An 11,473-nucleotide genomic window follows, 5' to 3' on the forward strand; every position below is an offset into this window, starting at 1 on the left:
GCCCCGGCCCGCGGCCGCCGGGCGTGCTCCCGGAGGAAGGCCCCGAGCCGCCGCACGCCCTCGTCGATCTCCTCCGGCTCCAGGTAGCTGCACGACAGCCGCAGCGTGCGCCTGCCCCCGCCGCCCGGGTGGAAGGGCGCCATCGGCGTCCACAGCACCCCGTACCCGGCGGCGGACGCCTCCAGCAGCCGGGCGTCCGCCGGCACGGGCAGCCGCATCCGGACGAAGAACCCGCCGCCGGGCCGGTTCCACTCCACGCCTTCCGGCAGCCCTGCCGCGCCCTCGCGGTCCAGGGCCCGCAGCAGGTGGGCGAGGTTGCGCCGGTACAGCACGGACCTGGCCCGGCTCAGCTCGGCGAGCGAGCCGCCGTGCTCCAGCAGCATCCCGGCGATCAGCGCCTGGCACACCGGCGACGTGTTGACCGTGACGGCGGTCTTCAGCCGCGCCAGCTCCGCCGCCAGCGGGACGGCCGCGGCCCCGGCCCCGGACCCGCCGCCTGCCGCGCGGACGGACTGGTCGGCGACGACGTAGCCCACGCGCGCCCCGGGGAAGCACACCTTCGCGAACGTCCCGATGTGCACGACCCGCCGCCCGCCGTCCAGGGCCTTCAGGGCGGGCAGTTCGGCGCCCGGGGGAGCGGTGAACCCGTACGCGTTGTCCTCCAGGACGAGGAAGTCCTCCCGCTCGGCCAGCTCCAGCAGCCGCGGCCTCCGCCCGGCGGCCATGCGGGTGCCGCCGGGGTTGGCGTAGTCGGGGGCGACGTAGCAGGCGCGGATGCGGCGCCCGGAGCGGCGGGCCGCCCGGCACGCCTCGGCCAGCGCGTCGACGTCGAGGCCGTCGGCGTCCTCGGGGACGGGCACCACCGCGGCGCCGAGCAGGCTGGCGGCGCTGGTGATGCCCACGAAGCAAGGGTCGGAGACGGCCAGCACGTCCTCCGGGGCGGCGATCAGCGCGCGCAGCACGAGGAACATCGCCTCCTGCGCCCCGACCGTGATCACCAGCGCGTCCGGGTCCGCGTCGATGCCCTGGTCGCGGCGGAGGGCGTCGGCGACGATCCCGTTGATCAGCCCGCGGGCCGGCCCGTACTCGTACAGCAGCCGGGCCGCCCGCTCCGGCCCGAGGCCCGACACGGCGGCGTGCGCGGTGAAGCGGTCCAGGTAGCGGGCGGTGTCCAGGTCCTCGTACGGGGCCGGGTGCGGGGCGCCGGGGGCGAAGGAGAGGGCGTCCGGATAGCGGCCCATGATCTCGTTGAGGAAGCCGATCGACTCCAGCACCGGGTCCTGGAGGGAGGCGTGCAGCACCTCGCGGGAGAGGAGGGTCATGCCGGGGCCCGTCCGGAACGCGCCTGGTGCCGCCCGGTCTTGGCCAGCACGTCGGGGCTGTGGATGCGGCGGGCCTGGACGACCGCGAACTCCGCCAGGTAGACGCGCAGCAGCTCCAGGGGCTCCTCGGCAAGCGTCAGCATGGCCCGGTTGGCTGCCACGGCCGGCCCGGCCAGCTCGTGTACGGCCCGCTCGGCGGCCGCGTCGAGCGCGGCGGTCGGCAGCACCTCGTCGACCAGCAGGGCGGCCGCCGGATCCGAGGTGTGGATGCGGCGCCCCGAGAGGATGACCTGCCGGGCCGTGCGGGCTCCGGTGAGCCGGGTGAGCCGCAGGTTGCCCAGGCCGGGGACGATTCCCTCGTCGGCGGCGGGCAGGCTCAGGAAGGCGCCCTCCTCGGCGATGACGCGGTCGAGGACGAGGAGGAGCTGCATGCCGCCGCCGATGGCGAACGCGTCGACGACGCCCACCCACGGCTTGCCGGCCGTGGTGCCGGCGGCGGCGGCCGGGCCCTCGCGAAGCAGGCCGCGGGCCAGCTTGTTGACGTAGCCCAGCTCCCGGCCCAGGAGGAACTCCACGAAGGAGATCCGGCCCGCGTGCAGCTCCTTGAGGTTGATGCCCGCGCTGAAGATCCGCCTCCCGGCGTGGCGCGGGTGGGTGACGGGCCCGCCGCGCAGCACGCCGACGCGGATCCGGTCGTCGAGGAGGGCCACGTCGACCGCGGTCTCGAGGTCGGCGATGAGCCGGTTGTCCTCCGCGTTGAGGCAGTGGCCGTTGCGGAAGGTGACGTACGCCCCCTCGCCGCGGCGTTCGAGCAGTACCGCGGACAGCTCCAGCCGGTCCGTGCGGCGGAACTCCGCGAGGCGGGCCGCCGAGCCGGGCGCGGGCCGCAGCATGCTCTCGATCAGGTGCGTGCCCGCGGTCGGGGAGCGCAGCAGGGCGCCGAAGAAGATGCCCTGGTCGATCTCGCGGCCCTCCTTGTGCGCCTGGAGGCCTGCGCGCTCCGCGGCGAGTCGGGCGGCGTCCGGTACGAGCCCGGGGAAGCGCAGGGCGGCCTCCGCGGCCAGGTCGGGCAGCCGGGGCCGGCGCGTCCGCCCCGCGGTGAGCTCGTCGTAGACGGCGTCGGCGTGGCGGGCGAGGAAGGCGTGCCGGACCGCACGGCAGCCCTCGTGGAGGTTCTCGGCCTGCTCGGCCTCGGCGGCGGTGCGGTCGGGGCGCGCCGGCAGGAGGGCAAGCCTCCGCTCGGTCTCGTCGGCGTACCCGGCGAGCAGCTTGGCGTCGGCGGCGAGGTCCCCGCAGAAGCCGGGGTCGCCCGAGAGGGCGGGGTCGCCAGAGACGGCGGGGTCGCCCGAGAGGGCGGGGTCTGCCGAGACGGCGGGGCAGCCGGGACCGGCGGAGGAAGCGCGGGAGTCTGCGGCGTCGGGGCTGCCGGGCGGGAGGTCCGCCTCCCGGCGCCCCGCCCCGTCACTCACCCGCAACTCCCGCCGCGTCGCCCGACTCCGCCGCCGCGTCGCCCGACCCCGCAGCCGCGGCCAGGCGGCGCAGTTCGCGGTCGCAGGCGGCCAGGTGGGGGCCCAGCGCCTCGTCGAACTCCAGGCTCTGCGCCTCCAGCAGCAACTGCCGGCGGATCGCGAGCTCCCGGTCGGAGATCCGGCCCATCAGCACGGCCGCGGTGTGCGCCGCCTCCTCCGTGTCGTCGGCGAGCTGGTCGATCAGGCCCAGGTCGCGGGCGCGCGCGGCGTCGATGTCGTCGCCCCACAGTACGATCTGCCGGGCGCGGGCCGCCCCGAGCTGCCGGGATATCCGGTGCACGGCCATCCCGGGCCAGAAGTGCCCGTCGTTGACCGGCGCGAGGAGCCGCAGGTCCGGGGACCCGATCCGGTAGTCGCCGACCAGCAGCAGGTCGAGGGCGGGCCCGCCGCACGCCCCGGAGGCGACGGCGATGCTCAGCGCGGGCAGCCGCTCCAGCCTCCGCACGGCCCGCTCCCAGCGGTTGATCTGCCGGATGTCCACCTGCCCCGGCCAGGCCCGCGTCCCGGCGGGCGCGTCCGGCAGCCGCAGCAGGACCACCGAGCCGTCGGCCCGCGCCTCGGCCCGGTCGCAGGCGCCGTTGACGGCGGCGGTCAGCTCGGGCAGCGGCTGCCGGGCGTCCAGCTCCAGGGTGGTGCACAGCCCGTCCGCGGGGCCGTCGGGCACGGTCGTCGCCGTGCCGTCCGCCGGTTCGCCCTCCGCGGGCGGCGGCAGCGTGTCGTGCGTCCGCATCGCAGTTCCCTTCGTCGTCGCGCCGCCGCCCGCCGTGCGGCCCGGGGTGCGGGTCACCACCGCGCCAGCGCCATCTCGATCGTCGAGCCCGGCCCCATCGTCATCAGCACGCCCAGGTCACCGGGGCGGACCGAGCCCTCGGCGGCCAGGCGCTGGTAGGAGAAGAGGAAGGAGCCGCTCGACAGGTTTCCGTGGTCGCGCAGCACGCCGGTGGTGTGCCGGACGTCGTGCCGGGTCAGCCCCAGGTTGACCCGGACGGAGTCCACGACCTTCTTGCCCCCGGAGTGCACCACCCAGTGGTCGATGTCCGAGGCCAGCAGCCCCGTCCCGTGCAGCAGCCGCTCCAGCGCCCCCTCCGCGTGCGCGCCGACGACGTACGGGATCTGCGGGTCCAGCCAGAAGCTGAACTTGCCGTGCCCCTCGTCCCAGTCGTAGCGCATCGCGTCGACGGCGTCCGGGATGATCCGGCTGGAGAACCGCAGCAGCGCCGGCGCCGGCGCCCCGCCCGCGTCCGGGCCGCCGCCGCCCGGCGCGGTGACGGCCACGGCGGCCGCGCCGTCCCCGAAGAGGCTGTTGACGACGGAGGAGCGCATCGTCCCGTCGAAGACGTACGCCGCCGAGCACACCTCCACGCACACCAGCAGCGCCAGCTCCCCGGGGTGCGTCCGGGCCCAACCGGTGACGGCCCCCAGCGCGTTGAGCCCGGCGTTGCAGCCCATGCCGACGACGTCGAGGCGCGAGCAGCCGACGTCGAGGCCCAGCTCCTTGATCAGCAGGGCGGAGAACCCGGGCGTCAGGAAGCCCGTCGACGTCACGCAGCACAGGTGGCGCACGTCCGACAGCCGCGCCCCGGTGTCGGCGAGGCAGTTCTCGACTGCCCGCCGCCCCAGCAGCAGACCCTGCTCGGTGTGCTTGCGCAGGAGCTCGCCCTGCGTCTCCACCGCCCGCGAGCCGTCGGGGCCGGCGGCGGGCAGTGTCAGGCCGCGCCGCTCGATGGCGCTGTTCAGGAAGAGCGAGCGGACTCGGGGATCGCTGACGGCCAGCAGGTCGAGCAGCTCGCGCTGGCTGTAGCTGGTGTCGGGGACGGCGGTGCCGACCCCGGCGAGCCGGGCCGCGGCCCCCGTGTCCGGCAGGCTCATCCGAGGTAGTCCTCCAACCCGCCCTCGCGCACCGTGTCCAGCGTGAAGCAGTGGAAGCCCCCGCCGAACAGCCGCCGGTGCCGGTGCCGGACCGGGACCGCCGTGAAACCGTGCTTCTCCAGCGTCCGCGCGAGCTCCGGGCACGCCTCGTTGACCAGCACGGTGTCCGGCCCGGCGGACAGCACGTTGAGGTCGATGAACGGGCTGGTCAGCACCAGGTCCTCGTCCTCGTACCGGGGGAAGTTGTTGCTCTCGGGGGCGGGCGCGACGATCCGGTCCCACTTCCGCAGCGCCTCGGGCAGCTTCTCGGCGACGGCCTCCGAGCGCACGAGGAGGGTGCCGGGCCGCAGCGCGAGGACCATGCTGTCGATGTGGCTGTCGCTGAGCCGGTGCACGCGGTGGATCCGGAACCGGTCGCCGACGTGCCGCTCCAGCCAGTCGCAGGCCAGGGCGTGGTGCGCGGTGGAGACGTTCACGACGAGGTCGCGGCCGAGCCGCAGCACCTGCGCCCCGTCGAACATCATCTCGATGCCGACGTCGTAGGGGGAGGGGCTCGGGGTGCCGATGGGCTCCGTCGGGCCGCCGATCGTGCTCTCGCGGGCGTAGTCCAGGTCGAACGACGCGTCCGTCATCAGCGGGCGCGGCATCACCGTCCAGCGGGCGCCCTGCGCGAAGTACCGTTGGAAGACGGGGGTGAGGAACTGGGTCTCGAAGTACCGGGAGCGGATCATCGGCGGCGTCTCGATGATCTCGTCGCCGAGGATCAGCGTGTTGTCGCGGATGTTCAGCGGCGGGACGACGGACGCGGACCAGGCCGGGGTGCGCACCTCGCTGGTCCCCGGATCGAGGTCCATGGGCCGGAGCACGGTCGCCCCGAGGGCGGTCAGGGCCGCCGCGATGCCCTCCAGGTCCTCGACGAGCTCGTCGACGTAGCGCTGCTTGATGGGAACCCGCCCGCGGCGGGCCCCGTCCGGTCCGGCACCCCCCGGCCCGGCGCCGCCGACGGTGAGCCGCGGGTAGTACCACTCGGACCGCGTCGTGTTGTCGCCGGCGATGTTGTCGTGGAAGAAGAGGTCGAAGGACAGCTCCCGCTCGTGGGAGGTGTAGTGGGCCGCCGAGCCGACGACCACCTCCTTGAGCGGGGACCATTCGTCGTAGCTGTTCAGCGTCATCGTGAGCTCCCTCGCTCGCTCGAAGTGCCCGGCCCGGCCGCCGTGCGCCCGGGCAGGGCGGGCAGCCCGGACCGCAGCGGCAGCGCCAGGGAGAGGTACTTGCCGTCCTCCTCCAGGCAGATGCCGTGCGCGACGCAGGAGCCGAGGAACTCCTCGACCTCCGCACGCTCCACGGCCCCGCCGCCCGCACCCGTACCGCCGCCGAGCTCCCGGTGGATGCGGGCGGCGCTGCGCGGGGCGTCGCCGCACAGCTCGTACGCCCGCGCCCGCCACCCGGCGAGGGTCGTCTTGCGGCGCCGCCCGCCGCGCGTGTCGAACAGGGTCAGCCAGTCCGGCCCCCGCCGGTACGTGAGCGTGGGCCGGTCCGCGGAGGCCCATTCCCGCCCCCACGCCTCGACTGCCTTCGCGAGCTCGGCGACGGCGTCCGCGGAGGCCACCTGCGGCGCCCGGTAGTCGAAGAAGTACGCGATCCGGCCGTGGTCCAGCCCGGGCACCGGGAACGCCAGCCGGTAGGCGCTCTTCGGCTCGATCTCGCCCATCCCGAAGGACGGGTCGGTGAAGTACGGGCTGAACCGCTCCAGCCAGATCCTCCCGACGCCGGCGGGCGGCTCCAGGTGGGTCAGCAGCGGTACGAGGGCTGCCTGGCCCGTGTAGTCCTCGTCGGTCTCGCCGGGGAAGCCGGCCAGCACGTTCCAGTCGACGCGGACGCCGTAGTAGTGCGCCCACTTGAGCAGCCGGACGTTGAGGAGCCGCGAGGAGCCCTTCCGCATCAGCCCGAGGACGTGCGTGCTGAGGCTTTCCAGGCCCGGCTGGATCTTCCACACCCCGGCCTCGGCCAGCACGCGCACCTGGTCCCGGGTGAGGTTCGCCTTCACCTCGAAGAACAGGGCGGTGTCCCACGGGGCCCCGCGCAGCCCCGAGCAGAAGGTGTCGAGGTAGGCCATGTCGAGGATGTTGTCGACGGCGTCGACCGCGAGGACCCGGTGCCGGCGCATCAGCTCCTCCAGCTCGGCCAGCGCCCGCTGCGGGGACTTCGCCCGGTACTGCATGCCCAGCGCGTTCAGCCCGCAGAAGGTGCAGTGGTGCTTCGCGCCCCACCAGCAGCCCCGGGAGAACTCCACCAGCAGCCGCTGCGTGTTCCGGCCGATCACCCGGTCCCGGCCGAGGGCGTCCAGGGCGGTGAAGTAGTCGTCGTAGTCGGGGATCGGCAGCTGGTCCATCTCCCGGGTGCGGGCGCCGGGGGAGGGGGTGGTCACCCGGCCGTCGGGGGTGCGGCCGCAGACGCCCGGGAGGGCGGCCGGGTCGGCGCCGCGTGCGACGGCCGCCGCCAGCCGGGGCAGCGTCACATCGCCCTCGCCGACGACCACGTAGTCGATGAAGTCGAAATTCCGCAGGTACTCCGGCCCCATGTCGCCGTCGTAGTTCGCGCCGCCGAACACGGTGATCAATTCGGGGCGGGCCTCCTTCAGGCGGCGCGCGAGCGCCAGCGCGGCGACGTTCTGGATGAAGGTCGAGGTGAATCCGACGATGTCGAATTCCGACCAGATGTCGCGGGCGGCGAGTTCGTCGATCCACGCGGGGAGCCGGCGCCCGCGCAAATCGGCCACGGCGTCCCAGTCCGCCCCCGCTTCGGAACACATTTCGGCCACTTCCGGGAAACGCAGCCGGTAGTCCTCCACATCGTCGGCCACCCCGAAGGCCGCCGTCCCGAAGAGCCATTCGCCGAACAGGTGGACCCGTTCGGAAGGGGCCTCGGTGATCACTTCGTAGAGGTCCGTTCCCAGCTCGGCGGCCAGCTCCAGATTCGGGTACATGCTCCGGGCGTCGTGGCCGAAGGAGCGGAGCGCGGCCTGGAGCAGCCCGCACTGGATGGAAGGGGTGTCCGTGCGCGCCCACGGCATGTTCACCAGCCCGATCCGCAGCGGCCTCGCCGGGACGCAGTCCGGTGGGAACAGGGGCTGGTCGATCAGTTTCAACTCACCGCCGCCTGACACGATTCCTCCGTACGTCCGCTCCGGCAGGCCGGACCCCTCCCCGGCGGGCGGGGAAGGACCCGGGTCGCGCACTGGCAGGTCCGCCGGCTCAGTTTCAGTCCTTGACGTTGCTGGCCGAAACGATGCCGATGTCCTTCACGTTGCTGTCCGAGACGATCTCCGCGACATCCGCGTCCTCGATCTCGGTCCACACGATTTCACGCTCCATGGTTCACCTCCTTCCTCATTTCCGGACATGAGATTCCGTCGGTGAACGGTCAACGATCGTATGAAGCGCGCGGGAGGCGAACAAGGTGGCGATCCGGCCACCGCGACTTCAGGCCGGGCGGCCCGGCCGATTCCCGTGGGGCCCCGGAGGCGTGAGAGACGCTCTTGACGCTTTCTCACGGCGGTTTTCACAATGGGCCGGTCCAGCCGGGCCGGATCCCTTCGCCCGCCGCCGGAAAAGGGCACTGCGACCACAGGGAGTATTGCCGGATGGTGCGACTGCTCATCGGAAACGACTGGAGCGAGGAACTGGAGGAGCCGGCCGGCACCGGCTGGGCCGTGCAGCGCCTGCTGTGGTTCGCCCGCGACGGAGACGTCCTCGTCCTGCCCGTCCCGCCGGAGGAGGAGTTCCTCTCCTACGTCACCTCCCTGACGGGCACCCGCCGCGACTCCCTGGAGGTCGTCGTCCCGCCGCCCGGCCGCACCGGGACCGGCGCCCTCACCGCGGACCGGCTCACCGACCCCGCCTTCGTCGCCGAACTGCGCAAGCGGACCGCCGGCCGGCCCGTCGACGAGGTCTTCGCCCTGTGGCCCGACGCCGCCGTCGCCGCCGCCGCCGACGCGCTGGGCTGCCCCGGAGCCCTCGAAGGGCACGCCTTCCTCACGCAGAGCGGCGGACTCCTCGGCAGCAGCAAGGCCGTCTTCCGCGCGCTCGCCGCCGGCGTGGGCGCCCCCCTCCCGGTCGGCGCGGTCTGCGGCGATCCGCGGCGCGCCGAGGAGCACATCGCCCGCCTGCTCGACGACGGCCCCGTCATCCTCAAGCAGGACTTCGGCTCCGGCAGCGACGGCAACGAGATCCTCGGCCGCACCGCCGACGTCGACCTGCGCGGCGCCCGGGCCGTACGCGCCCTCCCCGACCGGGCGGCGGTCACCGCGTACCTCGCCGAGCGCTGGGACTGGCTGACCGTCGGCGGCCGCGACCGGGTCGTCGTCGAGCGCTACCACCCCGGCAGCCGCGCCTACTTCGCCGAATACTGGATCTCCGACGCGGGCTGCCGCCTCGGCGGCCACGGCGAGATGCAGTACCGCCCTCTGCCCAACGCCCAGGTGATGCCCGCCCCGGACCTGACCGCCCACCAGCTCGACGCCCTCCTCGACGGCGGGCACCGCATCTCGGAGGCGCTCCGCGCGATCGGCTACCGGGGCGTCCTCAGCGCCGACGCCGTCGTCACCCCGGAAGGGGACGTCCTCTTCACCGAGTACAACGGCCGCGCCACCGGCTCCACCCACATCTACGAGATCGTCGGCAAGCGGGTCGTCGGCCCGGGCTTCGGCACCGACCGCATCCTGCTGGAGCGCGTGTGGCCCAGGCACTGGGAGGTGCCCTCCTTCACCGACGCCCTCACCCGGCTCCGCGGGTCCGGCCACGCCTACGACCCCGCCACCCGGCGCGGCGCGATCATCCTGGCGGCCTACCACCCGGGCCGCAAGGGCGTCATGCTCTGCTTCGCGGACGACACGGTCGAGGCCGCCCTCCACCGGGAGGAACAGGTCGCCCGGCTCTTCACCCCCGCCTCCTGACCGGCCGGGCGGGGAAGCGGCCCCGATTGCGCCGAGGGGGGTCCGCGGCGCCCGGTACGGCGGTACGCTCCCGCTGCGCCCGCGGCTCGCGGGGCCGGGTGGGGAACCGTCGGGGGTGGACGAGTTGGCGCTGGACGACCGCTATGCGTTGAGCGTCGGATGCCGGGTCAGCGTGGAGAGCCGGGCCGGCATCACGACCGTGAACTGGAGTGTGGCGAGGCTGTCGTCACCCGACATGCGCCGGCCCCGGCAGGGCGAGGCGGCGGTGGCCTTCTCGTGCCCGCGGTGCCGGAAGGACTTCACGGCCACCGTCGAAAGCGCCGCCAAGGCCCGGCGCAAGCGCATGGTCTACCTGGTGATCGGCAGCGTGCTGCTGCTGTCGCTGCTGGTCACCCTCCCCATGGCCTTCCACCTCGGAGGCCAGGTCCGGGAGGAGGACGACCCGTCGATGAACCCCATGGCCGTCCTCGTGCCCCTCGTCGCCGTCGGGTTCATCGCCGGACTGACGTTCTTCCGGTTCGGCCGCCGCTACGAGGGCATCAGGAAGTACCGCCTGGTCCGGCCCGACGGGAAGCGGACGGTCCTGGTCCAGGGGCACCGCTTCGACTGAACCGCCACCCGCCGGACGGCGGGTCCACCGTGCACCGGAGCGCGTACCCGCCGGTATGCCACGCCGAACGGCTCGGAACGGGAACGCGCGGGGCCCTGCGTACATCTATGAGTACGGCGCGGCTCCGCGGGGGCCGCGCCGCACGTAACTGCACGGTGTGAGCGCAAGGCGGGGCTGGGATGAAGGCGATGACGGTGGCGGGCGGCTCTCCGGGCGACCCGGAGCGCGACAGGACGACCGCGCCGGGGGCGGACCGGGACGACGCGTCCGCGGAACCGGACACCGCGGCCGCGGCGGACGAGGCCGCGGACGAGGCCGCGCCTGCCGCCGAGGCCCCCGGGGCGGACGCCGACGGGGACACCGGCGCCGCGGCCCCGGCACCCCCCGCCGAGGCACCGGGCGGCGAGGGCGCGGAGGACACCGCCGCCGAGCCCGGGGCCGACCCCGCTCCGGAGAAGGCGGCCGCCGGGGCCGACACCGACGCCGGTACCGAGGCCCCGGCAGCCGAGGCGGAGCAGGCGGACACCGCCGGTGCCTCCGACGGGCCGGCGGCAGGTGCCGGGGACGCCGCCGAAGCCGCCCCGCAGCCCGACCGGCAGCCCGACCCGCAGCCCGACCCGGCGGACGGCGCCCGGGAAGCGGCGCCGTCGCCCGCCCCCGCGGACCGCCCGGAGCCCGGTCCGGCGGCCGACGCCGCGGGAGCCGCACCGTCGCCCGAGCCGGAGGACGCCGCGGACGAGGGCGGCCCCGAGCCGGAGGACTCCGCGGAGGAGGCGGGCCCCGAGTCGGACGAGGCGCCCGCGGGCGGCACCGCGGCCGCGCCCGAAGCCGGCGGGAAGGCCGACGCGACGCTGGTGTTCACCAAGCCGTCGCGCGGCCCTGCCGGCACCCCCGCCGAGCCGGCCGCGAAGCCCGGCAGCGAGCCCGGGCCGCTGTCCGCCGAAGCGCCGGGGGACGGCGCCGGAGTCGAGCCCGCCGAAGCCGGGACCGCCCCGGCGGGCGCGGACGACGACACGCGGACCCTCGTCTTCCGCGCCCCCGACGCCGCGACGGTGTCCCGGAAGGCCACGCCCGAGCCCCAGCCGAAGCGGGGCCTCGGGCCCGCGGCGGAGGACTCCGAGGAGCCCCCCGCCCGCGGCGACGGGCCCGAGGCCCCGCTTCGGCTGGGGCTCGGGCGTGGCCTTCCGGG

9 protein-coding genes and 1 pseudogene are annotated in these 11,473 nt (G+C 74.9%); 3 read left to right on the top strand and 7 right to left on the bottom strand.

What is annotated here, in order from left to right:
* From EF903_RS19730 to EF903_RS34750, 7 genes are all read right to left on the bottom strand, one after another.
* Positions 1–1,322, bottom strand: a 1,322-nt coding sequence (locus tag EF903_RS19730) for a PLP-dependent aminotransferase family protein (RefSeq protein ID WP_148142542.1), incomplete at its 3' end; no start/stop codon positions are given.
* A complete protein-coding gene (gene dpgC / locus EF903_RS19735; RefSeq protein WP_260615635.1) occupies positions 1,319–2,791 on the bottom strand; it encodes a (3,5-dihydroxyphenyl)acetyl-CoA 1,2-dioxygenase DpgC in 1,473 nt (490 codons plus the stop codon). The genes dpgC and EF903_RS19730, both read right to left, overlap by 4 nt.
* Positions 2,784–3,581 (bottom strand): enoyl-CoA-hydratase DpgB, encoded by a 798-nt coding sequence (gene dpgB, locus EF903_RS19740; protein ID WP_125544985.1) that lies wholly within the window; start codon positions 3,579–3,581, stop codon positions 2,784–2,786. The genes dpgC and dpgB overlap by 8 nt, the downstream gene beginning before the upstream one ends.
* Before the next feature lie 53 nt (positions 3,582–3,634).
* On the bottom strand, positions 3,635–4,720 hold the full coding sequence (gene dpgA, locus EF903_RS19745; protein ID WP_125544987.1) for a 3,5-dihydroxyphenylacetyl-CoA synthase DpgA: 1,086 nt from the start codon (positions 4,718–4,720) through the stop codon (positions 3,635–3,637).
* A complete protein-coding gene (locus EF903_RS19750) occupies positions 4,717–5,892 on the bottom strand; it encodes a glycine amidinotransferase (RefSeq protein WP_125544989.1) in 1,176 nt (391 codons plus the stop codon). Before EF903_RS19750 ends, dpgA begins: the two co-directional genes overlap by 4 nt.
* On the bottom strand, positions 5,889–7,886 hold the full coding sequence (locus EF903_RS19755) for a RiPP maturation radical SAM C-methyltransferase (RefSeq protein ID WP_125544991.1): 1,998 nt from the start codon (positions 7,884–7,886) through the stop codon (positions 5,889–5,891). Before EF903_RS19755 ends, EF903_RS19750 begins: the two co-directional genes overlap by 4 nt.
* A 94-nt stretch (positions 7,887–7,980) precedes the next feature.
* Positions 7,981–8,094, bottom strand: coding sequence for a pheganomycin family RiPP precursor (locus tag EF903_RS34750; protein ID WP_216827151.1), 114 nt, complete (start codon positions 8,092–8,094; stop codon positions 7,981–7,983).
* Between the two features lie 269 nt (positions 8,095–8,363).
* Between EF903_RS34750 and EF903_RS19760 the strand changes: the two genes are divergently transcribed.
* The 3 genes and pseudogenes from EF903_RS19760 to EF903_RS19770 all read left to right on the top strand — a co-directional run.
* Positions 8,364–9,674, top strand: a complete 1,311-nt coding sequence (locus EF903_RS19760; protein ID WP_125544993.1) for a peptide ligase PGM1-related protein — start codon at positions 8,364–8,366, stop codon at positions 9,672–9,674.
* A 115-nt stretch (positions 9,675–9,789) separates the two neighbouring features.
* Entirely contained in the window at positions 9,790–10,284 is a 495-nt protein-coding gene (locus tag EF903_RS19765; protein WP_125544996.1) for a hypothetical protein, read from the top strand.
* A 179-nt stretch (positions 10,285–10,463) separates the two neighbouring features.
* A pseudogene (locus tag EF903_RS19770) lies at positions 10,464–11,473 on the top strand (hypothetical protein); the annotation flags it as partial.

Origin of the sequence: Streptomyces sp. WAC05292, assembly GCF_003949955.1 — a bacterium.
Lineage (GTDB): Bacteria > Actinomycetota > Actinomycetes > Streptomycetales > Streptomycetaceae > Streptomyces > Streptomyces globosus.